At 72.4% G+C, this 22,736-nt stretch carries 24 protein-coding genes; 18 read left to right on the top strand and 6 right to left on the bottom strand.

Annotated features, from left to right (window positions below):
- Positions 1-657 (top strand): TetR/AcrR family transcriptional regulator, encoded by a 657-nt coding sequence (locus ACIRSS_RS01170; protein WP_400889247.1) that lies wholly within the window; start codon positions 1-3, stop codon positions 655-657.
- A 290-nt stretch (positions 658-947) separates the two neighbouring features.
- Positions 948-2,309, top strand: coding sequence for a beta-1,3-glucanase family protein (locus ACIRSS_RS01165; RefSeq protein ID WP_400889244.1), 1,362 nt, complete (start codon positions 948-950; stop codon positions 2,307-2,309).
- Between the two features lie 49 nt (positions 2,310-2,358).
- On the opposite strand, the gene ACIRSS_RS01160 is transcribed toward ACIRSS_RS01165, so the two are convergent.
- The 3 genes from ACIRSS_RS01160 to ACIRSS_RS01150 form a co-directional block, all read right to left on the bottom strand.
- The gene (locus ACIRSS_RS01160; RefSeq protein WP_400889241.1) at positions 2,359-3,669 is read right to left on the bottom strand and encodes an acyltransferase family protein; all 1,311 of its coding nucleotides are present in this window, start codon (positions 3,667-3,669) and stop codon (positions 2,359-2,361) included.
- 210 nt (positions 3,670-3,879) lie between these two features.
- Positions 3,880-4,665 (bottom strand): alpha/beta fold hydrolase, encoded by a 786-nt coding sequence (locus ACIRSS_RS01155; RefSeq protein WP_400889238.1) that lies wholly within the window; start codon positions 4,663-4,665, stop codon positions 3,880-3,882.
- Positions 4,666-4,682: 17 nt separating this feature from the next.
- Positions 4,683-5,444: an SDR family NAD(P)-dependent oxidoreductase gene (locus tag ACIRSS_RS01150; protein ID WP_400889235.1), complete on the bottom strand. Its 762-nt coding sequence runs from the start codon at positions 5,442-5,444 to the stop codon at positions 4,683-4,685.
- 161 nt (positions 5,445-5,605) lie between these two features.
- Between ACIRSS_RS01150 and ACIRSS_RS01145 the strand changes: the two genes are divergently transcribed.
- The 10 genes from ACIRSS_RS01145 (at position 5,606) to ACIRSS_RS01100 (ending at position 14,019) form a co-directional block, all read left to right on the top strand.
- On the top strand, positions 5,606-6,397 hold the full coding sequence (locus ACIRSS_RS01145; protein WP_400889232.1) for a tryptophan 2,3-dioxygenase: 792 nt from the start codon (positions 5,606-5,608) through the stop codon (positions 6,395-6,397).
- Positions 6,398-6,506: 109 nt separating this feature from the next.
- A complete protein-coding gene (gene paaA, locus ACIRSS_RS01140; protein ID WP_400889229.1) occupies positions 6,507-7,553 on the top strand; it encodes a 1,2-phenylacetyl-CoA epoxidase subunit PaaA in 1,047 nt (348 codons plus the stop codon).
- Positions 7,550-7,843, top strand: a complete 294-nt coding sequence (gene paaB, locus ACIRSS_RS01135) for a 1,2-phenylacetyl-CoA epoxidase subunit PaaB (protein WP_400889226.1) — start codon at positions 7,550-7,552, stop codon at positions 7,841-7,843. Before paaA ends, paaB begins: the two co-directional genes overlap by 4 nt.
- Positions 7,840-8,553: a 1,2-phenylacetyl-CoA epoxidase subunit PaaC gene (gene paaC / locus ACIRSS_RS01130; RefSeq protein WP_400889223.1), complete on the top strand. Its 714-nt coding sequence runs from the start codon at positions 7,840-7,842 to the stop codon at positions 8,551-8,553. The genes paaB and paaC overlap by 4 nt, the downstream gene beginning before the upstream one ends.
- Positions 8,547-9,017 (top strand): 1,2-phenylacetyl-CoA epoxidase subunit PaaD, encoded by a 471-nt coding sequence (gene paaD / locus ACIRSS_RS01125; RefSeq protein ID WP_400889220.1) that lies wholly within the window; start codon positions 8,547-8,549, stop codon positions 9,015-9,017. Before paaC ends, paaD begins: the two co-directional genes overlap by 7 nt.
- A complete protein-coding gene (locus ACIRSS_RS01120; RefSeq protein WP_400889217.1) occupies positions 9,014-9,823 on the top strand; it encodes an arylamine N-acetyltransferase in 810 nt (269 codons plus the stop codon). Before paaD ends, ACIRSS_RS01120 begins: the two co-directional genes overlap by 4 nt.
- Positions 9,820-10,881, top strand: a complete 1,062-nt coding sequence (locus tag ACIRSS_RS01115; protein WP_400889214.1) for a 2Fe-2S iron-sulfur cluster-binding protein — start codon at positions 9,820-9,822, stop codon at positions 10,879-10,881. Before ACIRSS_RS01120 ends, ACIRSS_RS01115 begins: the two co-directional genes overlap by 4 nt.
- A gap of 10 nt (positions 10,882-10,891) precedes the next feature.
- A complete protein-coding gene (locus ACIRSS_RS01110) occupies positions 10,892-12,034 on the top strand; it encodes an acyl-CoA dehydrogenase family protein (protein ID WP_400889211.1) in 1,143 nt (380 codons plus the stop codon).
- Between the two features lie 22 nt (positions 12,035-12,056).
- The gene (locus ACIRSS_RS01105; protein WP_400889208.1) at positions 12,057-12,428 is read left to right on the top strand and encodes a DUF1801 domain-containing protein; all 372 of its coding nucleotides are present in this window, start codon (positions 12,057-12,059) and stop codon (positions 12,426-12,428) included.
- Between the two features lie 46 nt (positions 12,429-12,474).
- A complete protein-coding gene (locus ACIRSS_RS01100; protein ID WP_400889205.1) occupies positions 12,475-14,019 on the top strand; it encodes a benzoate-CoA ligase family protein in 1,545 nt (514 codons plus the stop codon).
- 1 nt (position 14,020) lies between these two features.
- On the opposite strand, the gene ACIRSS_RS01095 is transcribed toward ACIRSS_RS01100, so the two are convergent.
- The gene (locus tag ACIRSS_RS01095) at positions 14,021-15,199 is read right to left on the bottom strand and encodes an FAD-dependent oxidoreductase (RefSeq protein WP_400889203.1); all 1,179 of its coding nucleotides are present in this window, start codon (positions 15,197-15,199) and stop codon (positions 14,021-14,023) included.
- A 102-nt stretch (positions 15,200-15,301) separates the two neighbouring features.
- On the opposite strand from ACIRSS_RS01095, the gene ACIRSS_RS01090 reads away from it, so the two are divergent.
- Positions 15,302-16,228 (top strand): TAXI family TRAP transporter solute-binding subunit, encoded by a 927-nt coding sequence (locus ACIRSS_RS01090; protein WP_400889200.1) that lies wholly within the window; start codon positions 15,302-15,304, stop codon positions 16,226-16,228.
- Here the strand turns inward: ACIRSS_RS01090 and ACIRSS_RS01085 are convergent.
- Together ACIRSS_RS01085 and ACIRSS_RS01080 are read right to left on the bottom strand one after the other, a co-directional pair.
- Positions 16,225-17,622 (bottom strand): sensor histidine kinase, encoded by a 1,398-nt coding sequence (locus ACIRSS_RS01085; RefSeq protein ID WP_400889198.1) that lies wholly within the window; start codon positions 17,620-17,622, stop codon positions 16,225-16,227. The two genes, ACIRSS_RS01090 and ACIRSS_RS01085, sit on opposite strands and share 4 nt — an antisense overlap.
- 5 nt (positions 17,623-17,627) lie before the next feature.
- Positions 17,628-18,302, bottom strand: a complete 675-nt coding sequence (locus ACIRSS_RS01080; RefSeq protein WP_400893328.1) for a response regulator transcription factor — start codon at positions 18,300-18,302, stop codon at positions 17,628-17,630.
- Between the two features lie 276 nt (positions 18,303-18,578).
- On the opposite strand from ACIRSS_RS01080, the gene ACIRSS_RS01075 reads away from it, so the two are divergent.
- The 5 genes from ACIRSS_RS01075 to ACIRSS_RS01055 all read left to right on the top strand — a co-directional run bounded on the left by ACIRSS_RS01075 (position 18,579) and on the right by ACIRSS_RS01055 (position 22,724).
- The gene (locus ACIRSS_RS01075; protein ID WP_400893326.1) at positions 18,579-19,307 is read left to right on the top strand and encodes an amino acid ABC transporter ATP-binding protein; all 729 of its coding nucleotides are present in this window, start codon (positions 18,579-18,581) and stop codon (positions 19,305-19,307) included.
- 58 nt (positions 19,308-19,365) lie between these two features.
- The gene (locus ACIRSS_RS01070; protein WP_400889195.1) at positions 19,366-20,217 is read left to right on the top strand and encodes a glutamate ABC transporter substrate-binding protein; all 852 of its coding nucleotides are present in this window, start codon (positions 19,366-19,368) and stop codon (positions 20,215-20,217) included.
- A 76-nt stretch (positions 20,218-20,293) separates the two neighbouring features.
- Positions 20,294-20,980 carry an amino acid ABC transporter permease gene (locus tag ACIRSS_RS01065; RefSeq protein ID WP_400889192.1) on the top strand — a complete coding sequence of 229 codons (687 nt, stop codon included), beginning with the start codon at positions 20,294-20,296 and terminating at the stop codon, positions 20,978-20,980.
- Complete coding sequence (locus tag ACIRSS_RS01060; RefSeq protein ID WP_400889190.1) at positions 20,977-21,885, top strand: amino acid ABC transporter permease; 909 nt, start codon at positions 20,977-20,979, stop codon at positions 21,883-21,885. Before ACIRSS_RS01065 ends, ACIRSS_RS01060 begins: the two co-directional genes overlap by 4 nt.
- A gap of 101 nt (positions 21,886-21,986) precedes the next feature.
- Positions 21,987-22,724 (top strand): SDR family NAD(P)-dependent oxidoreductase, encoded by a 738-nt coding sequence (locus tag ACIRSS_RS01055; RefSeq protein ID WP_400889187.1) that lies wholly within the window; start codon positions 21,987-21,989, stop codon positions 22,722-22,724.
- The last annotated feature ends 12 nt before the right edge of the window (positions 22,725-22,736 follow it).

The following is a 22,736-nucleotide window of genomic DNA, read 5'->3' as shown; positions in this document are numbered from 1 at the left end:
ATGGCGAAACGACGCACGGACGGGCTGTCCCAGGAGGTGATCGTCCGGGCGGCGACCGAGCTCCTCGACGACGGCGGCGAGGCCGCGCTGACCTTCCGCGCGCTCACGACGCGCCTGAGCACCGGCTACGGCGCGATCTACCACCACGTGGCGAACAAGAGCGACCTCCTGGCGGCGGCCACCGACGACGTCATCGCGGGCGTCCTGACCGGCGTGGTCCTCGACGCCGACCCGCGGGAAGCCTTGCGCACGGTCGCGCTGGGCCTGTTCGACGCGATCGACGCCCACCCCTGGGTCGGCGCCCAGCTTTCGCGGGAGCCGTGGCGCCCCGCGCTCCTGGAGATCTACGAGAGCACCGGCCGGCTGCTCGACGCGCTCGGCGTCCCGGAGCACGCGCTGTTCGACGCCGCGGGCGCGCTCGTGAACTACGTCCTCGGCGTCGCCGGGCAGAACGCCGCGAACGCCCGGGTCCTGGCCTTCGGCGAAGCGGACCGGACGGCTTTCCTGGCCAAGGTCGCCGCGCAGTGGGCGGAGCTCGACCCGGAGAAGTACCCGTTCGTACACCGGGTTTCCGCGCAGCTGCGCGAGCACGACGACCGCGAACAGTTCCTCGCGGGCGTCGACATCTTCCTGGCCGGGATCGCCGCCCTGCACTGAGCGACGACGTACTGCCAGCGGCACCGCAGGGCATGACCGACTCCCGGGGATGGGCCCCTGGGCGGGTGGCGGCGCCACGCAGAGGTTCGAGGTGGAACCGGTTCCGAGGATCGCTCCGCGGCGCGGAACTGTCAAGGGTTGACAGGCCGGGTGCGGTGGTATGAACCTTTTCACCGATCGTTCCCCGCCGGCCCTCGAGGGCATCCGCCCGGCACTCAGGGGACGAGCCGGGCCGCGCCGTCCCCTGACCGGCGGCGGGTCCGCCCCACTTCCCCGGCCAGGGAGGAACCATGCCCTCGAACGTCCTGCCGCGGCGCCGTCGCCGCGGCCCCGGTACCCGCTTGGCGACACTGGCAGCGGCCCTCGCCGTCGCCGTCCTCGGCCTCGCCGCACCGTCCGCGACCGCCGCGGACACCTTGATCTCCCAAGGCAAACCCGCCACGGCCTCGTCGGTGGAGAACGCCGGCACCCCGGCGAGCGCCGCGGTCGACGGCAACACGGCCACCCGCTGGTCGTCGCAGTTCAGCGATCCACAGTGGATCCAGGTCGACCTCGGCGGCGCGGCGACGGTCAGCCAGGTCGTGCTCCGCTGGGAAGCGGCCTACGCCACGGCGTACCAGATCCAGCTGTCCGACAACGGTTCCACGTGGTCCACTGTGTACCAGACGACCACCGGCACCGGCGGCACGCAGACGCTGAACGTGACCGGCTCCGGCCGCTACGTCCGGCTCGCCACGACCGCGCGTGCCACCCCGTACGGCGTCTCGCTGTGGGAGTTCCAGGTGTTCGGCACCGGCGGCGGGACCACGCCGCCCGGCGCGGGCACGCCGCCGGACTCGTTCTGGGGTGACACCGCGAGCATCCCAGCCGCGCACAACGTGCTCACCGTGAAGGTGCTCAACCGCACCAACGGCAAGTACCCGGACAGCCAGGTGTACTGGAACTTCGGCGGTCAGACGCACTCGATCGCCGAGCAGCCCTACATCGACATGCCGGCCAACTCCGCCGGGCGGATGTACTTCTACCTGGGCACCCCGAACGGCCAGTACGCCGACTTCATCGAGTTCACCGTCGGGCCGGACGTGTTCAACGGCAACACGACCCGGGTCGACGCGTTCGCGCTGAAGCTCGCCATGCGGCTGCACGCGCACGACGGCTACGACGTCCAGGTCGGCGACGACTACCCGACGTTCCAGGAGGACCGGTCGGCCACCTTCGCCAAGTTCCAGTCCGAGGTGCCGACGGAGTTCAAGGGCCTGGCGACGGTGAACGCGCCGTACCGCATCCCGGCCCCGGGCAGCGCGCCGGACTTCCGCGCCGGCGGCAAGTACGCGAACTACTTCACCGCCTACGCGCAGTCGGTGGGCGTCAACGAGCCGACGTCGAACATCACCGGGTGCGCCGGTTCGCTGGCGGGCAACCCGGACATGTGCGCGGCGCTGAACCGCCACACCGCGCACCTGCCGCAGTCGCAGTGGCAGGACCCGGCGCGGTACTACCAGGCGGCCCCGGCGAACTACTACGCGAAGTTCTGGCACGACCACGGGATCAACCACCTCGCGTACGGCTTCCCGTACGACGACGTGGCGGCCCAGTCGTCGTTCGTCTCCCACGGCGACCCGCAGTGGCTGGTGGTCGCCGTCGGCTGGTGACCCGATCCCCGGTGCGGCGGCTTCCGGGCCGCCGCACCGGGGGCGGCGGTCAGGCCGCGCGCTCGTCCGGTTCCGCCGGCTTCGCGGGCGGGACGACCACCGGCGGCGCCGGGACGCGGTCGCGGCCGAGGCGCTGCGCCAGCGCGTTGGCCGGCCGCTCGACCAGCACGTAGCTGATCGTCGCCGCCACGATGCTGCCACCCAGCACGAAGGCCAGCAGGGGCCAGAAACCCGCCTGGCCGCGCAGGCCGAGCAGCGGGTCCGGGGCCTTGCCGAACACGCTGCCGTTGCCGAACCAGAGGTAGATCATCAGCAGGTGCCAGAGGTAGATCCCGTACGAGATCCTGCCGAGGAACCGGACCGGCCGGTTGGTGAGCACGCCGTCGATCAGCCGGGACCGCACGCCCGGCACGGTGAGCGGCGCGACGATCAGCACCGCGAACACCGTGATGAAGACCAGCGCCAGCATCTCCTGGGCGAGGGCACCGTAGTCGCCCATGCCCGGGTGCCCGAAGAACTCCGGCAGGTTGACCACGTACACCCCGAGCGCCAGCAGCCAGCACAGGTTGGGGTGGCGGACGATCAGCCGGTACACCGCCGGCGGCCGGTCGACGGCCTGCGAGTACGCCGACAGCGTGCCGAGGAACATCCCGGCGGCGAACAGGGAGAAGTACCCGAACGGCCAGAACGACAGGTAGAACACGTCCGTGCCGAGCGCCGGCAGGTACGCCATCGCCGTCCAGGCGAAGCCGATCAGGGTGAAGACCGCCAGCGGCAGCACCAGCCGGCGGGCGCGGGCGCCGGGCGTCGACGCCTTGCGCGCGTGCCGGGCGCCGATCCAGGCCACCACCGGGATCAGCAGGTAGAACGTCATCTCGGCGGGCACCGTCCACGTCGGCTCCATGCCGGCCATGGAGATGCCGTCGGGCCAGAAGAAGTGGAAGAGCAGGAACGGGCGCAGCACGTACCAGACGCCGTCGATGCTGCGCAGGTTCAGCAGCAGCAGGTCGGCGACCACGAGCAGGAAGTAGGCGGGCAGGATCCGCAGCGCCCGCCGGGTCAGGAACGAGCCGACGGCCGGCTTGGGCGCGCCCGTGATGACCGACCGCGCGAAGCCGCGGAAGAGCAACATTCCGGAAAGGACGAACAACGGTCCCAGGCAGACGGCGAGGCCGTTGCTGACCAGGCCCCAGATCCCGGCGCCGGGCTGGCCCATCCACGCGCTGACGCCGCTGATGAAGGCGACGTGGTAGACGAGCACGCCGACCGCGGCGAGCCCGCGGACGCCGTCGAGCGTCGGGACGCGGACTTTCGTTCCTGGTGCCGGTAGTGCCCCGGCGGGCTTGACTGCGTTCCCCATGATGAACCCCTTCGAAGTCCAGAGAAGCCCATCGTTTACTTCCGGCGCCGGGCCGCTCATCTTCATTGGTGCGGTCCACATGGGAAAACCGCAGCTCAGAACCTTATCCACCGACCACAGAGGACGGTGGATAATTTCCGGCGCCGTCCTTTCCGGACAAAAAAGACGTCCCCGGTGCGAGCGCACCGGGGACGTCGGGGGAATGCGTGGTCAGCCGGCGAAGAACTCGGCGAGCACCGGCGCCAGCACGTCCGGCGCCACGTCGTGGCCCTGTCCTTCGAGGGTCCGCTCGCGGGCGTCGGCCAGCACGCCGGCCAGCGCCTTGGCCGCGTTGTGCATGACCGGGCCGCTGGCCCCGCCGTCGGCGACGAGCACCGGGACGCGCACCGCGGCCCAGCGGTCGGCGGACACCGAGCCGTCGCCCATCAGCGCCGAGTCGTACACGAGCGTGTGCGCCACCGACTCGAAGCCCGGCCACATCGGCGCGCCGCGCATCTGCGAGACGAACTCCGGCGGCACGGCCGCGCCGTGCACGAGGAAGTGCTCGACGGCGTCGCCCGGGCGGCCCGCCTCGACCAGTTCGACCAGCTTCTCGTGGTAGCCCTCGGGCAGCGGCGGGCGCAGGTTGTCGACGATGAAGGGCGCCTCGTAGACCGCGACCTTGGACACCGGCAGCTTCGCCGCCGCGTCGAGCGCGAGCACCGCGCCCGACGACATGCCGAACACCGCCGCCGTCCCGCCGACGGCGTCGATCAGCGCCGCGATGTCCTCGATCTCGCGGTCGATCGCGTACGGCTTGGTGTCGCCGCTCTCACCGCGGCCGCGGCGGTCGTAGTGGACCGCGCCGAACCGCTCGCCGAGCAGCTGGGCCAGCTGCGCGGTGCTCGGGTCGAAGGCGCGGTACTGGAAGGCGCCGCCGACCAGGATCACCGGGGGCCCGTCGCCGTAGCGGTCGTAGGCGATCTTGGTCCCATCCCGGGACGTTACCTCACTCATGGAACTTCCTCTCGTTGCTACAGGACACTGAGCACCCCGCCGTCGACGCGCAGTGCCACACCGTTCACATAGGACGCTTCGGCCGACACCAGGTAGCCGACCGCGTGCGCGATGTCCGCCGGCGTGCCGAGCCGCCGCGCGGGGATCCGCTTCACCATGGCCGCTTCCAGCACCGCCGGGTCGCGCCCGAGCGCCCGGCCGCGGTCCGCGGCGACGGTCCGGTACATCGTGGAGTCGACCGGTCCGGCGAGGATTTCGTTGGCGGTGACGCCGGACCCGGCGTAGTCGGCGACGACGCTCTGGCACAAGCCGCGCAGCGCGCTCTTCGTCAAGTTGTAGGGCGCGTTCCCGGGTGCGGCCACCTGCCCGAAGATCGAGCTGAGGTAGACGATCCGGCCGTAGCCCGCCGCCGTCATCCCGGGCAGGCAGGCCTGCGTCAGCCGGACGGCGCTCAGCACGTTGACGGCGAGCGTGCGGCGCAGGGTGTCGGCCGGCACGTCCGCGAGCTTCTCGCGGCCGAGGTTCACCCCGGCGCAGCAGACCAGGACGTCGAACCCGCCCGGGGGCAGCACTTCGGCGTCGGTCAGCTTGTCGATGCGGGTGTAGTCCGCGTGGAACGGCTTCGCGCCGGTCTCGTCCGCGAGCGCCGTCGCGGCCTCGGCGCCCGAGCGGTACTGGAACCAGACCTCGTGGCCCGAGCCGGCCAGGGTGCGCACGACCTGGGCCCCGAGATCTCCTGTGCCGCCGGACACGAAGGCCCGGAATCCACGCTCTGCCACGGCGTACCACGCTGCCAGCGGACCGGCGGCCGCCGCATCTCCGAACGTGCTGCGCGGGCGGTTCTCCTCGATTGCGGGACGCCGGAACGGCGGCCGGGAATGCCGCGATCGCGCCTACTCTGGCGGAAACGGCTTTCGCACGAACTGGGGAAAGATCGGCCATGCTCGAAAATGATTTCGCACCCGCGCCACCGAACTATTCGACGTACCTCGTCCTGGACGAAATGCTCGCCACCCAGCGCCCGGTTTCCGGGGAGCACGACGAGCTGCTGTTCATCGTCGTGCACCAGGTCTACGAGCTGTGGTTCAAGCAGCTGCTGCACGAGCTCGCGAAGCTGCAGTCCGATCTGGCCGGTGGCCGCGCCGCGCAGGCGCTGCACACCCTGCACCGCTGCCTGACCGTGCTGCGGCTGGCGGTGTCGCAAGTGGACGTCGTGGAGACCATGACGGCCCGGGACTTCGCCCGCTTCCGCGACGAGCTCGGCACCGGCAGCGGCCTGCAGTCGGCCCAGTTCCGCGAGCTGGAGGCCGTGCTGGGCCGCCGTGACGGCCGGATCACCGACGGTCACCCCGCCGGGAGCGCGGACCGGTCGCGCATCGAAGCCGCCCTCGCCCGACCGTCCCTTTTCGACTCCTTCGTCGAGTTCCTCGGCACCCAGGGCTATCCCGTGCCGGTGCGCCGCGACCCGGCGGCGCCCGCCGAGCCGTCGGCCGCGGTGCAGCGGGTGCTGCTGCGCGTCTACGACGACGACGGCATTCCGGCGCAGCTCTGCGAACGCCTCACCGACTTCGACCGCACCTGGCAGGAATGGCGGTACCGGCACGTGCGGCTCGTCGAGCGGATGATCGGCGCGCTGCCCGGCACCGGCGGCTCGAGCGGAGCGTCCTACCTGTACACAACATTGTTCAAGCCGGTTTTTCCCGATCTGTGGATTATCCGCGGTAATTTCTGACCACGCCCGGAGCGCACGCGCGAAGATGCCCGCCGCCCCGCGCCCCTCGCATACTCGAATTCGATCACCGCGGCTTCCGCGTGCGCGGGTGAGCTCCTGGAGGACGTTCGTGCAGCCCGACATTCCCGGTGTCCCGGTCCCGCCCGGGATGGCCGCGCTCGCCGCGACCGTGCGCACGGCGGAAGAAGAGCTTTCGCGGAGTCGCGCGGCCCGGCCGCCGGCCCGGCACGAGGCCGACTTCGCCGCGCTGATCGCCGCCGACCTGAAGATCGAGCCCCGGGACTGGATGCCGGCGGGCTACCGCGCGGCGCTGGTCCGCCAGCTCGCGCAGCACGCGCACTCCGAGGTCGTCGGGATGCAGCCCGAGGCCAACTGGATCACCCGCGCGCCGGACCTGGCGCGCAAGGCCATCCTGGTCGCCAAGGTCCAGGACGAGGCCGGGCACGGGCTCTACCTCTACTCCGCCGCGGAGACGCTGGGCGTGTCCCGCGCGGAGCTGCTCGACGCGCTCCACAACGGACAGCAGAAGTACCTGTCGTTCATCAACTACCCGACGCTCACCTGGGCCGACACCGGCGCGCTCGCCTGGCTCACCGACGGCGCGGCAGTCGTCAACCAGGTCACCCTCTGCCGGACGTCCTACGGCCCGTACGCGCGGGCGATGGTCCGCGTCTGCCGCGAGGAGTCGTTCCACCACCGGCAGGGCTTCGACTCGCTGCGCGCGCTCACCCACGGCACCCCGGCCCAGCGGAAGATGGCCCAGGAGGCCGTGAACCGCTGGTGGTACCCGGCGCTGGCGATGTTCGGCCCGCCCGACGAGCACTCGACGCACTCGGCCCGGTCGATGGCCTGGCGGATCAAGCGCTGCGGCAACGACGAGCTGCGGCAGCGGTTCGTCGACCTCTGCGTGCCGCAGGCGGCCGCGCTCGGCGTCGAGCTGCCCGACCCCGCCCTGCGCTGGGACGCCGAAACCGGCCACCACGTCTTCACCCCACCCGACTTCGCCGAGCTCAAGCGGGTCGTCGCCGGGCACGGGCCGTGCAACCGGCAGCGGCTGCGCCACCGGCGGGCCGCCCACGAGGACGGCGCGTGGGTCCGGGCGGCCGCGACGGCCTACGCCGCGAAGCGCCGGGACGCCGTGGCGGTGGCGGCATGACCGGCGCGACGGGCGACTGGCCGCTGTGGGAGGTCTTCGTCCGGGCCCGGCGCGGCGTCACCCACGCCCACGTCGGCAGCCTGCACGCGGCCGACGCGACGCTGGCCCTGCAGCACGCCCGCGACCTCTACACCCGCCGCGGCGAAGGCGTCTCGATCTGGGTGGTGCCGACGGAAGCGATCACCGCGAGCAGCCCGGACGAGAAGGACGCCTACTTCGACCCCGCCGCCGACAAGGCCTACCGCCACCCGTCGTTCTTCACCCTGCCGGCGGGGGTGGAGAACCTGTGACCGGGATCGTGCTCGAGCTGGCCGACGACGCGCTGATCGCCGCCCAGCGGCTTTCGCAGTGGTGCGCGCGGGCGCCCCAGCTGGAGGAGGACGTCGCGCTCGCCAACATCACGCTGGACCTGCTCGGCCAGGCCCGGGCGCTGCTTTCGCACGCCGGGGACCTCGAAGGCGCGGGCCGCGGCGAAACCGAGCTGGCCTTCCTGCGCGAGCCCGAAGAGTTCCGCAACGCGCAGCTGGTCGAGCTGCCCGACGACGACTTCGCGACGGCCATCGCGAAGCTCCTCTTCTTCGCGGTCTTCCAGTCGCTGCGCTACACCGCGCTGCGCGACGCGGACGATCCGGTGCTGGCCGCGATCGCCGGCAAGGCCGCCGTCGAGACGCGCTACCACGTCGAGCACGCGCACGCCTGGACCGTCCGGCTCGGCGACGGCACGCCTGAGTCGAAGCGCCGGATGCAGGCCGCGGTCGACGACGTCTGGCCCTTCACGCACGGGCTCTTCGAACCGGGCGCGCCGGGCTTCGACCCGGAGTCGCTGCGGGCGGCGTGGACCGGCCGCGTCGAGAGCGTGCTGCGCGAGGCGACGCTGGAGCGCCCGGCCGACGGCTGGACGCCGACCGGCGGCCGGCGCGGCGAGCACACCGAAGCGTTTTCCTACCTCGTCCAGGAGATGCAGGGCCTGCACCGCGCGCACCCGGGGGCCCGGTGGTGACCGCGGCGGTGCGGGCCGCCATCGCCGCCGTCGCCGACCCCGAGCTGCCCGTGCTCACCATCGAGGAGCTGGGCATCCTGCGGGACGTCACCGCCGAGGCGGACGGCCGCCTGGTCGTCACGGTCACCCCGACCTACCTCGGCTGCCCGGCCCTCGACACGATCCGCGCGGACATCCGGGCCGCCGCCCGCGCCGCCGGCTGGCCGCGGGTCGACGTCGTGACCGCGTGGGACCCGCCGTGGACCACCGACCGGATCACCGAGTCCGCCCGCGTCAAGCTCGCCGCCGCCGGGATCGCCCCGCCGCGCCCGCTGCTCACCCTGCACGTCGAGGCGCCGCCGTGCCCGCGGTGCGCCGCCCCGGGGTCGGAGGAGATCGCCCGGTCCGGCGCCACGGCCTGCACGGCGATCCGCCGGTGCACCGCCTGCCTCGAGCCGTTCGACCACCTGAAGGAGCTGCCATGACCGCCGTCGCGGACGCACGCGCGCACTCGGAAGCCGACGGGACCGCGGTCGAAGCGTTCCTGCGCCGGCTCGGCGTCGACCACCCGGGCCGGCCCACCCTGGCCGCCCTGCGCCGGATCCACGAGCGGCACGTGCTCACCGTGCCGTTCGAAAACCTCGACTTCGTGCTGCGCAAGCCGATCGCCCTCGGCGCCGCGGCGCTGCCGAAGCTCGTCGAGCAACGCCGTGGCGGCGGCTGCTACGAGCTCAACGGCTGCCTGGCCGAGGTGCTGCGCGCGCTCGGCTACGACGTGACGATCTACGGCGCCCGCGTCTACATCGACGACGTCCCCGGTCCCCTGCTCGGCCACCTCGTGCTGCGGGTCCTCGCCGAGGACTCCGCCGAGCCGTGGCTGGTCGACGTCGGGTACGGCCGCAGCTTCCGGTTCCCGCTGCGGCTGGACGACCGCGAGCCGCAGCCGGACCCGCAGGGCGTCTACCGGATCGCCGAAGCCGCCGACGGCGACCTCGACGTCCTGCGCGGCGACGTGCCGCAGTACCGGCTCGAGCCGCACCCGCGCACGATCGCGGACTTCGAGCCGACGCTCTACTGGTTCCAGACCGCGCCCGAGTCGCCGTTCCTCACCGGCCTGTTCTGCTCGCTGCACACCGAAACCGGGAAGATCACGATCAGCGGCGACACGCTGGTGCGGCTGCACGAGGGGCAGCGCACCAAGACCGTGCTCGGCAGCGAGGCCGCCCGCCGGGACGCCTACCGCACCTGGTTCGGCTTCGACCTCGCCGAAGTGCCGGAGCCACCGCGATGACCCGGACCCGGTTCCACCGCCTGGCCGTCCTCGGCGCCGAGCGCGTCGCGGCCGACGGCAGCGCGGTCGCGCTCACCTGCGCCGTGCCGCCGTCGCTGCGGGAGGCGTTCGCCTTCCGGCCGGGGCAGCACGTCACCGTGCGCGCCACCGGCGACGACGGCGGCGAGCTGCGCCGGTCCTACTCGGTCTGTTCCACTCCCGCGGACCTGGCCGGGCGCGGGCACCTGCGGCTGGGGGTCCGGATCGTGCCCGGCGGCGCCGTGTCCGGCAGCCTGGCCGACGCGGACGCGCTGGACGTCCTCCCGCCGGTGGGCGCGTTCGGCACGACACCCGACCCGGACCGCCGTCGCCGCTACGGCGCCGTCGCGGCCGGCTCGGGGATCACGCCGATTCTGTCCATTGTGGACTCGGTGCTGCGGACCGAGCCGTTCAGCACGTTCACCGTCTACTACGCCAACCGCACCACCGACTCGGCGATGTTCACCGAGGAGCTGGCCGACCTCAAGAACGCCCACGCCCGGCGGCTGCACCTGGTGCACGTGTTCTCCCGCGAGGAGCGGCCGGCCGGGCTGGCTCCCGGCCGGCTGGACGCGGCCACCCTGCCCCGGCTGCTGGCCGGCCTCGGCACGCCGGCCCCCGGCCGCGAGTGGTTCGTGTGCGGCCCCGACGGTCTCGCGACGGCGGCCCGGCGGACCCTGCTCGACCTGGACGTCCCCGCCCGCGCCGTCCACACGGAGCTGTTCGGGCTCGCGGTCCGGCCGGTGCCGCCGGCCGCGGAGGGCGGGCGCGTCCGGATCGTGCACGACAGCCGTACGTCCACTGTGGACATGACGGCCGCCGGGTCCATCCTGGACGCCGCGCTCGCCGTCCGGCCGGAGCTGCCCTACTCGTGCCGGACCGGGGTGTGCGGCACGTGCCGGGCGCGGGTGCTGAGCGGCACGGTCCGGATGAGCGGCGGCTTCGCGCTCGGCGCCGACGAGGAAGCCGCGGGGTTCGTGCTGACCTGCCGGGCGCAGCCGGCCGGCGACGACGTCACCGTCGAGTTCGACGCGGCGTGAGGAGACGGGGATGACCGGGTACCAGTGGCCGCCGTACCGGCTGGAAGGCGAGCTCGCCGAACGCGTCGAGAGCGTGCGGGCGGTGCTCGCGGAGACCGAGGCCGACGCGGAACAGCGGCGCATGCTGCCCGAGGAGGCGTTCGGCACGCTCGCCGACGCGGGCCTGTTCCGGCTGGCGCTGCCCACCGAGCTCGGCGGCCTGGAAGTGCCGCCGCTGGTGGAGATGGAGGTCTACGAAGCGGTCAGCCGGGTGAGCACGGCGGCCTGCTGGAACCTCTCGGCCGGCTGCCTCTACTCGTCGTGGGCCGCCGCGTACCTCTCCGACGACGCCGTCCGCGAGATCTTCGGCTCCGGCGGACCGGCCGTGGTCGCCGGCCAGGGACCGCCCCGCGGGACGGCCGTCGCCGCCGAGGGCGGGGTCCGGGTGACCGGCCGCTACGGCTTCGGCAGCGGGATGAGCCACGCGACCTGGGTGCTCGGCGGGTTCACCGCCCCGCCGCCGGACGACGAGTGGCGGGCGTTCGTCGTCCCGAAGGAACGCGTCGACGTCCTGGACAACTGGCACGCCGTCGGGCTCGCCGGCTCCGGCAGCGTCGACTACGCCGTCCGGGACCTCTTCGTCCCCGACGGCTACTGGTTCCCCCTCGGCCGGCCGCGGCCCTTGCGGGGTGGGCCGCGGTTCGCTGCGCCGATCGCGGCCCAGGTGGCCGCGGCGCACTGCGGGGTCGCGCTCGGCGCGGGCGAACGGGCCCTCGACGCCGTCGTGTCGGCCGCCCGGTCCGCGGGCTCGCCGCTGGCCGCGCGCGGCGCGTTCCACCGCGACCTCGGCGAAGCCCACACCCGGCTGAGCGCCGCCCGCGACCACGCCGCGCGGTTGCTCGGCGCGCTCGGCGACCGGCTGCGCCACGGCCCGCGCCCGGACCGCCTGTTCGTCCAGCAGCTGGTCGCCGCCGAAACGTACGTGACCGAGGTGGCCACCGACGTCACGACGATGGCCTACCGGTACGCCGGCACCGCGGCGATCCGGCTGGACCACCCGCTGCAGCGGATCCTGCGCGACCTGCTCGTCGCGCTGCAGCACAAGTTCATCGCCGACACCAGCTACGACGTGCTCGGCACGACGCTGCTCGACGACGTCCGGCGCACCGCCTGACGCACCGATGGAAAGGGAGATCATGGGCAAGCCCCAGAACACCGACGAGTACCTGGCGAACCTGGCCGAGCCGTTGCGGGAGATCGCGAACCGGCTGGCCAAGGTGATCGACGCGAACCTGCCCGACGCCCACGGGCTGCTCTACTACGGCCACCCGTGGTGGGGCCACAGCGAGACCCCGGGCAAGCAGCTCGTCACCTACCTGAAGGCGTACAAGGCGTACGTCACCTTCGGGTTCTGGCGCGGGCAGGCGATTTCGGACTCCTCCGGTCGCCTCGAAGCCGGCTCGGGCGGCATGGGCCAGGTCAAGATCCGCTCGGTGGACGAGATCGACGAAGAGCTCTTCGGCGACTGGCTGCGCCAGGCGGCCGCGCTGGAGCGCGCCGGGAAGTGATCAGCCGGGCCGATGGGGATCGGCCCGCTGGGGGAAGGACGACCAGATGGCACACCTGCGCGCCGCCGACGTGCCGGCCGAGTTCAACCTCGCCGCGCACTTCCTCGACCGCAACGAAGACGGGCGGACCGCGCTGCACACCGCGGCCGGCCCGGTCACCTACGGCGAAGTCAAGGCGCTGGCCAACCGGACCGGCCACGCGCTGCGGGTGCTCGGCGTCCGGCGGGGCGACCGCGTCCTGCTGGCGCTGGGCGACGGCACCGAGTTCGTCGCGACCTGGTTCGGGGTGCAGAAGGTCGGCGCCGTGACGGCCGAGGTGTACACGTTCCTCAAGCCGGCCGACTACCGCTACTACCTGGACTACAGCCGGCCGGCGGTGGTCGTCGCGGACACGACGACGCTGGGTCCGCTGCGCGCGGCCGGCGCCCGGAACCTGCTGGTGGTCGGCGCGGACCCGGAGTCGCTGCGCCCGGGCGAGCACGACTTCGCCGCGGTCACGGCGGAGCAGCCGACGGCGCTGGAGGCCGCGCCGACGCGCAGCGACGACATCGCGCTGTGGCGGTTCACCACCGGCAGCACCGGCTCCCCCAAGGCGTGCCTGATCCACGCGCGCAGCCCGCTGCTGAGCTTCGAGTGGTACGCCCGCGCCGTCATGGACATCCGGCCGGACGACGTCGTGCTGCCGGTGCCGAAGCTGTTCTTCGGCTACGCCAACAACATGGCGGTGACGTTCCCGTTCGGCATCGGCGCGGCCGGGGTCGTGTTCCCGGAACGCAGCACGGTGGACCGGATGTTCGCGCTGATCGCCCGGCACCGCCCGACCGTGCTGGTCAACGTCCCGACGATGATGAACGCGATGCTGGAGCACCCGGCCGCGGCCGAGCAGGACTTCGGCTCGCTGCGCCTGTGCGTCTCCGGCGGCGAGCTGCTGCCGCCGGACCTGCACCGCCGGTTCGCGGACACGTTCGGCGTGGACACGATCGACGGGATCGGCGCGTCCGAGTCCTACCACGGCTACATCTCCAACTCCCCCGGCCGCTCCCGGCCCGGCACCCTCGGCCGCGTGATCCCCGGTTACCGCGTCCGGGTGGTGGACGACGAAGGCACCGAAGTCCCGCGCGGGGCGACGGGCCGCTTGGAGGTGACCGGCGAGACCGTGGCGGCCGGCTACTGGCAGGCACCGGACAAAACCGCCGAAGCGTTCCCGGCCCCGGGCACGGTCCGCACGAGTGACTTGGTGTCCCAGGACGCGGACGGCTTCTTCCGCTACGAAGGCCGCGCCGACGATCTGCTGAAGGTGGGCGGCCTGTGGGTCTCCCCGACCGAGATCGAGAAGTGCCTGGCGACGCACCCCGCGGTCGCGGAGTGCGCGGTCGTCGGGTTCCAACGGGACGGCCTGACCCGCACGCGGGCCTTCGTCGTCGCGCGCGACGACGTGTCCGGCGAAGCGTTGCAGCAGTACGTGAAGGGACGGTTGTCGCCGCACAAGTACCCGCGGGAAGTGCGGTTCGTGCCCCGGCTGCCCCGGACCGCCTCGGGGAAGGTCGACCGGATCGCCTTGCGGGCCGAGGAGCTCCCGGAAGCGGCGTGAATCAGGCCACGAGGTCGGCCAGCACCGCGGCGGCCGCCCGCTGGCCGGACACGAGCGCGCCCTGCACCGACGGCGTGTCCCGGTGGTCTCCGCAGACGTACCGGCCCGGGCCGATCCGCACCGGGCGGCGCAGCGGCGCACCGGGACCGAACACCGGCAGCGCGTTCGGGATCGCGTACGTCTCGAGCAGGTCCCACCCGCGCGTGTCCGTGTCGTAGATCCGGGCCAGCCGCTGCCGCACCCGCGGTTCCAGGCCCGGGTCGGCGCGGTCGGGCACCGACGCCGCGATCAGCGCCGAGCCGGCCGGAGCGTAGGCCGGGGAGACCTCGCTGAGCACCGCCGTGTTCAGCAGCAGGTCGTCGAGGCTGTCGACCAGCTGGGTCGGCGAGCGCAGCGGGGAGGTGTCCGCGCGGTAGTAGAACGTCGTGACCGCGTGCCAGCCCGGCGCTTCGACCCCCGGCAGCAGCCGCGCGGCCGTGTCCCCGTCGGTCGCCACCACCACGGCCCGCGCGCGGATGTCTTCGCCGTCCCGCGTGCGGACGCCGTCCTCGGTGACCGCGTCGACCTCGACGCCGGTGCGGACCGTCAGCCCGGTCGCCAGCTGCCGCGGCAGGGCCTGCATCCCCTCGGCGGGCAACGCGCCCCCACCGCGCAGGAAGCTCCGCCAGAGCAGGTGGAACAGGCGGCTCGACGTCGCCAGGGCGGGGTCGAGGAACACCCCGGCCAGGAACGGCCGCAGCACCTCCTCGACCGTGGCCCGGGTCAGCCCCCAGCGGCGCAGCTCCTCGGCGGTGCTGCGCCCGGTGTCCGTGCGATCGGCCGCCAGGACGTCCTTGGCCGCCAGCGCCGCCATCCGCGCGCCGTCGAAGGGCCGGCTCACCGCGAACGCCGCGGCCCCGCGCACCGCGGGCAGGCCGTGCCACGGCCCGGCGAGCCACCGGCGTCCGGAGCCGGTCATCGCGATCGTGCCGCGCGTGAACGGCCGCGGCCGCAACGCCGGCACGTCGGTCAGCCGCCGCAGCGCCGGGTACGCGGGCAGCAGCACCTGGAACCCGCGGTCGAGCCGGAACCCACCGACGACGTCGGTGCGCACCCGGCCGCCGACGTCGTCCCCCGCCTCCAGCACCGTGACCTCGGCGCCGGCCCGGCGCAGCCGCCGCGCCGCGCTCAGCCCCGCCACCCACGACGACGACGTCCATGCCGCGCTCCCTCCGTCTGCACCGAGGGTGCCCTGATCGCCGGGGGCCAACCACTCGAGCGCCGGATCTGGCACGATCGGGCCGTGGCCACGACGCGGCGGAGGCAGGTGCTCGCGATGGCGGCCGCCCTGGTCCTGGTGCTCTCGGCGTGCAGCTCCGGGTTCGGCGACCTGAAGCTGCGGATCGCCGCGGGCAACCCCGGCGGCGTCTACGACAAGCTCGCCCAGACCCTCGCCACGGCGTGGGCCGCGGGCCTGGACATCGACCGGCCCACCGTGCTGCAGACCCAGGGCTCGCCCGACAACATCGACAAGGTCCTCGCCGGGAAGGCCGACGTCGCGTTCGTCGCCGCCGACGTCGCCGCCGACCGGTACAAGACCGACCCGCGGCTGACCACCCTCGCCCGGATCCACGACGACTACCTGCACATCGTCGTCCGCACCGACTCCGACATCCAGAACGTCCGGCAGCTGCGCGGCCACCGGATCGCGACCGGCTCGCCGTCCTCGGGCGTCGAGTACATCGCCCGCCGGCTGCTGCAGGCGACCGACCTCACCGGGGCAGTCACCACGAGCGCCCGGGGGCTCGACGACTCCGTCAAGGCCCTGCTCAACGGCGACATCGACGCCTTCTTCTGGTCCGGCGGCCTGCCGACGCCGGTGCTGGCCGGCTACAACGGCAAGCAGTCGCTGCGCCTGCTCGACATCGCCGACGTGATGCCGAAGATGCAGGAGATCAACCAGGTCTACGGCACCGCGTCCATCCCGGCGAGCACCTACAACCAGCCGGGCCCGGTGACGACGCTGCTGGTGCCGAACTTCCTGATCGTCCCGAAGTCGATGAGCGACGACGTCGCCGAGGCGCTGGTCCGCGGGCTGTTCGACGCGCGCCAGCAGCTGGCGCTGGCGAACCCGGCGGCGCTGTCGATCGACGTCCACCCGGGCATCGAGACCCAGCCGATCCCGCTGCACCCCGGCGCGCTGAGGTACTACCGCGACAAGAAGACCTAGGCGGCCGGGAACGTCATCGTGATCCGCAGGCCGCCGCCGTCGGGCAGGTCGAGCGCCAGCTCGCCGTCGGAGTGCGCGGTCAGCTCGCTGACGATCGCCAGCCCCAGCCCCGACCCCGGCACGTTCTGGTGCGCCGGGCTGCGCCAGAACCGGTCCAGCGCGCGGTCGAGCTCCTCGGGCGGCAGCCCGGGGCCGTGGTCGCGGACGGACAGGCGCACCCGGTCGCCGTCGCGTTCGACGGCGACCCGGATCTCGGTGCCGGAAGCGGTGAACTTCAGCGCGTTGTCGAGCAGCGCGTCCAGGATCGTCTCGGCGCCGCGCGGCGGCATCCGGACGCGGGCGCCGTCGCCGGCCGCGTCGACAACCAGCCGCACGTCCCGGGCCTCGCCGACCACCGACCAGTCGGCGACGCGCTCGGCGACGGCTTCGTCGAGCACCACCGGGTCCAGCTCGCCGCCGGAAGCTTCGGCGCGGGCCATCGAGAGGAGGCCGTCGAGGATCTGGTGCAGCCGTCCGGCGTCGACCCGCGCGGCCTCCAGGTCGGCGGCGGACTGGTCGTCGACGACGTGGCCGTCGAGGTTGCCGAGCCGGATCTTCAGCGCGGTCAGCGGGTTGCGCAGCTGGTGGGAGGCGTCCGCGACGAACGCGCGCTGCGCCGCCAGCGCGCCCGAGACGCTCTCGGCCATGCGGTCGAAGGAGCGGCCGAGCTGCCGCAGCTCCGGCGGTCCGCCGCCCTCGCCCACGGGCTCGGCCTCGCGTCCGCTGACCACGGACGCCACCAGTGCGCCGGTCGCGTCGTCGAGCCGCTTGACCGGCTTCAGGATCCACCGCACGACCGGGATCGCCACGGCCAGCGCCAGCACGAAGGCGAGGATGCCTCCCGCGGCGAGCAGCAGCCACCACCACAGCACGGCGGCGCGTTCGGAGTCGGTGGTGGACACGGTGAGCACCGCCCCGCGCACCTCGCCGTCGGCGAGCACCGGCTCGGCGAGCACCAGCGGCGTCGAGTCCCACGGCATCAGCACGCCGGCGGGCTGCGACCGGCGGCCGGCCAGCGCCTCGTGGACCGGGTCGCTGATCCGCTCGTCCTTGAGGTCGATCCGCGCGGCGGCCGGGCCGAGCGCCGTGACGACCGGGCGGCCGTCCTGGTCGACGACCACCACCTGGACGCCGTACACCTCGGTGTAGCGGCGCACGTCGGGCTCGATCAAGTACGGCTTGTTGTCCAGCAGCGGCCGCTGCGCCAGCGACGCGAAGCGGGCGGTGTCGGTGAGCCGGTCGAGGAAGAGGTCCTGCTGCGCTCCGGCGGCGATCGAGATGGCCAGCGGGATGCCGAGGCCGAACACCAGCAGCGCCACCAGCGTCAGCACGATGCCCTGCAGCCGGACGCGCACGCCCCTCAGCTCCGGGCGGCCGCGCCGCCGAGCCGGTAGCCGACCCCGCGGACCGTTTCGATCAGCGCGGGGCGGCCCAGCTTCGTCCGCAGCGTCGCGACGTGGACGTCCAGGGACCGGCTCTCCGCGGCACCCCGGTGGCCCCACACCTCGGTGAGGACGTGCTCGCGCGAGCACACCGCGCCACGCGCGCCGGCGACCAGCGCGAGCACCTGGAACTCCTTGCGGGACAACGCGATCGCGCGTCCGTCGACCAGCACCTCGTGCCGGGCGAGGTCGACGCTGACGTCGCCCACCTCGATGACCACCGGCTCGGTGACCGTGTGCTCCGGACGGCGGCGCCGCACCGCCTCGACGCGGGCGAGCAGCTCCTCGACGTCGTAGGGCTTGACGAGGTAGTCGTCGGCGCCCGCTCGCAGGCCCCGGATCCGGTCGTCGACCTCGCCGCGGGCGGAGACGACGATGATCGCGACGTCGCTGACCGCGCGGATCTGGGTGCACAGGGTGACGCCGTCGATGTCCGGCAGGCCCAGGTCGAGCAGGATGACGTCGACCTCGTGGACGCGTTCGAGGACGCCGGCGCCGGTCGCCAGCCGGGCGATCGCCAGGCCGCGGCGGGTCAGCGCCGGGATCAGCGCGCCCGCGACCCGGTCGTCGTCCTCCACCAGCAGCACCCGCACCCGTCCGCCTCCCATGGTGACCCCGCTCCACCGGCCGGTAGCGCCGAACTCTAGGACGTCCCGGCTCACCGCGCACGGGCCACCCGGACGGTGACTGTGGGTTACGCTGATGCCGATACCCCCAAAAGGGACATCGATACGCAGTTGAAACCCTAAGTATTGCTCAACTCGGCTTGCCAGCCGGGGAAGCAACGGTAGGTTCTCGCCATCGCGTGGTGACCCACGCCGCATTCGAACGACCCTGGAGGCCAGATGACCGCGGAGGTGGCGGCGCCGATGATCAAGGCGTCCGCCGTGAACAAGTACTTCGGCGACCTGCACGTACTGAGGGAAATCACGCTCGAGGTGCCTCGCGGCCAGGTCGTCGTGGTGCTGGGTCCGTCGGGGTCGGGCAAGTCGACCCTGTGCCGGGCGATCAACCGGCTCGAGCCGATCAACTCGGGCGAGATCGCCGTGGACGGTGTCCCCCTGCCCGCCGAAGGCAAGGCCCTCGCGGCCCTGCGCGCCGACGTCGGCATGGTGTTCCAGTCGTTCAACCTGTTCGCGCACAAGACCATCCTCGAAAACGTGATGCTGGCGCCGACGAAGGTCCGCAAGGCCTCGAAGGACGAAGCGCGCAAGACGGCGATGGAGCTGCTGGAGCGCGTCGGCATCGCCAACCAGGCCGACAAGTACCCGGCCCAGCTGTCCGGCGGCCAGCAGCAGCGCGTGGCGATCGCGCGGGCGCTGGCGATGCGGCCCAAGGTCATGCTGTTCGACGAGCCGACCTCGGCGCTGGACCCGGAGATGGTCCAGGAGGTCCTCGACGTCATGACCGGCCTGGCCAAGGACGGCATGACGATGCTGGTCGTCACCCACGAGATGGGCTTCGCCCGCCGGGCAGCCGATCGGGTGATCTTCATGGCCGACGGCGAGATCGTCGAGGACACGACGCCGGAAGCGTTCTTCACCGCGCCCAAGAGCGAGCGCGCGAAGGACTTCCTCGGCAAGATCCTGACCCACTGAGCATTTTTTTCCCCGGCCCCGGGTGGCCGGTCGAGATTCGGAAGGAACCTGAGAGACGATGCGGTTGAACCGAGTTCTGCAGGTCGGCGCGGTCGTGATGGCCGCCGGGCTGGCCCTGACGGCCTGCGGCGGCGGGTCCGGCAGCGGCGCGAGCGGCGACAAGAACCTGGTCCAGCGGGCCAAGGACAACAAGAAGCTGACCATCGGCATCAAGTTCGACCAGCCGGGCCTCGGCCTGAAGAAGCCGGACGGCACCTACGCCGGCTTCGACGTCGACGTCGCGAAGTACATCGCGAAGCAGCTCGGTGTCGAAGAGTCGGGGATCACCTGGAAGGAAGCGCAGTCGGCGCAGCGCGAGGACCTGATCAAGAAGGGTGAGGTCGACTTCATCGTCGCCACCTACTCGATCACCGACAAGCGCAAGAACGACGTCTCCTTCGGCGGCCCGTACTTCGTCGCGCACCAGGACCTGCTGGTGCGCGCGGACACCACCGACATCACCGGCCCCGAGTCGCTGACCGGCAACAAGAAGCTCTGCTCGGTCAAGGGCTCGACCCCGGCGCAGAACGTGAAGTCGAAGTACGCCAAGGACGTGCAGCTGCAGGAGGTCGGCAAGTACACCGACTGCGTCACCGCGCTCCTGAACGGCACCGTCGACGCGATGACCACCGACGACGTCATCCTGGCCGGCTACGCCGCGCAGCAGCCCGGCAAGCTGAAGCTGGTCGGCAAGGGCTTCTCCGACGAGAACTACGGCGTCGGCCTGAAGAAGGACGACGCGGACGGCAAGGCCGCGATCAACAAGGCGATCCAGGCCATGGAGCAGGACGGCTCCTGGGAGAAGGCGCTGCAGACCAACGTCGGCCCGTCGGGCTACAAGATCCCGGCCGCCCCGGCGATCGCTCCCTGATATCCGGTTTGTGAAGACGAACGGTGCGCCGTGAAAGCGGCGCACCGTTCCCATACCGAGGCCAGGTTGGACAACCGTGTTCGATTTCCTCAAAAACCCTGACTACGACCTCGTCGGCGCGTTCTGGACGACGCTCCAGCTGACGTTCTTCTCCGCGATCGGGGCGCTCGTCTGGGGCACGATCCTCGTCGCGATGCGGGTCAGTCCGGTGCCGATCATGCGCGGCTTCGCGACGGCGTACGTGAACATCTTCCGGAACACCCCGCTGACCGTGATCATCATCTTCACGTCGCTGGGTCTTTCGTCCACGCTGGGCATCAACCTGGCCGCCGCGAACTCGCCGACGTCGCTGGCCGACAACGCGTTCCGGCTGGCCGTGCTGGGCTTCGTCGTCTACACGGCGACGTTCGTGTGCGAGTCGCTGCGGTCGGGCATCAACACCGTCCCGGTCGGGCAGGCGGAGGCCGCGCGGGCCCTGGGGCTCAGCTTCGTGCAGGTGCTGGGCCTGATCGTGCTGCCGCAGGCGTTCCGCTCGGTGATCGCGCCGCTGGCGAACGTCCTGATCGCGCTGCTCAAGAACACCACGGTCGCCTCGGTGATCGGCGTCGCGGAGGCGTCGCTGCTGATGTCGACGATGGTGGAGAACGAGTCCGACTCGCTGTTCCTGGTCTTCATCCTCTTCGCCCTGGTGTTCGTCGCGCTGGTGCTGCCGCTCGGCCTGCTGCTCGGCTGGGTCGCCAAGAAAGCCGAGGTCAAGCGATGAGCACGCAGTCCGTCCTCTACGACGTCCCGGGCCCGAAGGCTCGCGCGCGCAACTGGATCTACACGGTCCTGTTCGTGCTGGTGCTGCTCCTGGTGGCCTGGTTCGTCTACACCGGCTTCGACGAGAAGGGCCAATGGGCGGGCGCGCTCTGGAAGCCGTTCATCGAGGGCTCGACCTGGACGCAGTTCCTGCTGCCCGGCCTGCTGAAGACGCTCGAAGCGGCCGCGCTGTCCATCGTGATCGCGCTGCCGATCGGTGCCCTGCTCGGCATCGGCCGGCTGTCCCAGCACAAGTGGGTCCGGATCCCGGTCGGCGCGGTGGTCGAGTTCTTCCGGGCCATCCCGGTGCTGCTGCTGATGGTGTTCGGCGCGGCGCTCTACGCGTACTACACCCCGATCGAGGCGGACACCCGGCCGCTGTTCGCCGCCGTCACGGGCCTGGTGCTCTACAACGGCTCGGTGCTGGCCGAGGTGTTCCGCGCGGGCATCCTGTCGCTCCCGAAGGGACAGACCGAAGCCGCCTCGGCGCTGGGCCTGCGCAAGACGCAGCTGATGACCAACGTGCTGCTCCCCCAGGCCATCACGCTGATGCTGCCGGCCCTGGTGAGCCAGCTGGTGGTCATCTTGAAGGACACGGCGCTCGCCGGTCAGCTGACCATCGGCTACGACGAGCTGATCCGCGGGTCCGGGCCGATCACCGGCAACTTCAACAACACGATCCCGACGCTGATCGTCATCGCGATCATCTTCATCACGCTCAACCTGCTCCTGTCGTGGTTCGCCTCGTGGCTGGAGCGCAAGCTCTCGCGGCGCAAGAAGGCACCGCGGGGCGCGAAGCCGCTGGAAGCCGCTCCGGCGGCCGTGACGGCGGCGACCGACTACGCCACCGGGAACAGCTCGGCCTGATCGCCGGTCAGCCGGAAGCGGGTGGGTGCGCGCGTCGCACCCACCCGCTTTTTCGTTGCCCTGGGTTGTCGTACCCGGGGGTCTCCCCTAGCGTCGGGCGCATGGGTGTCGCACTGGTGACCGGCAGCTCCCGCGGACTCGGCCGGGTGATCGCGCGCAGACTGGCGCGCGACGGGCTCGCCGTCGCGGTGAACGGCCACCACGACGACGCCGACCTCAAGACGGCGGCGGAGGGCATCCTCGCGGAGGGCGGCAAGGCGGCGGCGTTCGCCGCGGACGTGACGGACCGGCGTCAGGTCGGCGAGCTCGTCGACGGCGTCACGGCGCTCCTGGGCCCGATCACGGTGCTGGTGCTGAACGCGACCGGCCCCCAGCCGGAGGCGCCGGTGTCCCAAGTGGACTGGCCGGACCACCTGGCGCAGCTGGACTTCTTCGTGCGCTCCCCGGTGCTGCTGGGCCACGCGGCACTGCCGGGCATGCGCGCCCGCGGCTTCGGCCGCATCGTGCACATCGACTCGGAGGTGGCGGACCGCCCCCCACCCGGCCGGTCGGCGTACGCGACGGCGAAGAGCGCCCAGATCGGCCTGACCCGCGCCTGGGCGCGCGAGCTGGCCCCGGACGGCATCACGGTGAACACGGTGGCCCCGGGTTTCATCCCGGTGGAGCGCCACGCAGAGGTCGACGAGGAGGAGCGCGAGGCATACCGCGCGACGGTCCCGTCGGGCCGCCTCGGAACCCCGGAGGACGTGGCGGCGGCGGTGAGCTTCTTCGCCTCGGAGGAGGCGGGGTTCATCACGGGCCAGCGCCTGCTGGTGGACGGCGGCCGAGCCCTCGGCTGACCGGCCCTCACG

Origin of the sequence: Amycolatopsis sp. NPDC101161, from assembly GCF_044768185.1 — a bacterium.
Taxonomy (GTDB): Bacteria; Actinomycetota; Actinomycetes; order Mycobacteriales; family Pseudonocardiaceae; genus Amycolatopsis.
This window is presented reverse-complemented; position numbering and strand designations above follow the sequence as displayed.

Coding starts and splice junctions, on each gene's coding strand:
- ACIRSS_RS01170 (WP_400889247.1), top strand. CDS start 1: ATGGCGAAACGACGCACGGACGGGCTGTCCCAGGAGGTGATCGTCCGG.
- ACIRSS_RS01165 (WP_400889244.1), top strand. CDS start 948: ATGCCCTCGAACGTCCTGCCGCGGCGCCGTCGCCGCGGCCCCGGTACC.
- ACIRSS_RS01160 (WP_400889241.1), bottom strand. CDS start 3,669: ATGGGGAACGCAGTCAAGCCCGCCGGGGCACTACCGGCACCAGGAACG.
- ACIRSS_RS01155 (WP_400889238.1), bottom strand. CDS start 4,665: ATGAGTGAGGTAACGTCCCGGGATGGGACCAAGATCGCCTACGACCGC.
- ACIRSS_RS01145 (WP_400889232.1), top strand. CDS start 5,606: ATGCTCGAAAATGATTTCGCACCCGCGCCACCGAACTATTCGACGTAC.
- paaB (WP_400889226.1), top strand. CDS start 7,550: ATGACCGGCGCGACGGGCGACTGGCCGCTGTGGGAGGTCTTCGTCCGG.
- ACIRSS_RS01120 (WP_400889217.1), top strand. CDS start 9,014: ATGACCGCCGTCGCGGACGCACGCGCGCACTCGGAAGCCGACGGGACC.
- ACIRSS_RS01115 (WP_400889214.1), top strand. CDS start 9,820: ATGACCCGGACCCGGTTCCACCGCCTGGCCGTCCTCGGCGCCGAGCGC.
- ACIRSS_RS01110 (WP_400889211.1), top strand. CDS start 10,892: ATGACCGGGTACCAGTGGCCGCCGTACCGGCTGGAAGGCGAGCTCGCC.
- ACIRSS_RS01105 (WP_400889208.1), top strand. CDS start 12,057: ATGGGCAAGCCCCAGAACACCGACGAGTACCTGGCGAACCTGGCCGAG.
- ACIRSS_RS01100 (WP_400889205.1), top strand. CDS start 12,475: ATGGCACACCTGCGCGCCGCCGACGTGCCGGCCGAGTTCAACCTCGCC.
- ACIRSS_RS01075 (WP_400893326.1), top strand. CDS start 18,579: ATGATCAAGGCGTCCGCCGTGAACAAGTACTTCGGCGACCTGCACGTA.
- ACIRSS_RS01070 (WP_400889195.1), top strand. CDS start 19,366: ATGCGGTTGAACCGAGTTCTGCAGGTCGGCGCGGTCGTGATGGCCGCC.
- ACIRSS_RS01060 (WP_400889190.1), top strand. CDS start 20,977: ATGAGCACGCAGTCCGTCCTCTACGACGTCCCGGGCCCGAAGGCTCGC.
- ACIRSS_RS01055 (WP_400889187.1), top strand. CDS start 21,987: ATGGGTGTCGCACTGGTGACCGGCAGCTCCCGCGGACTCGGCCGGGTG.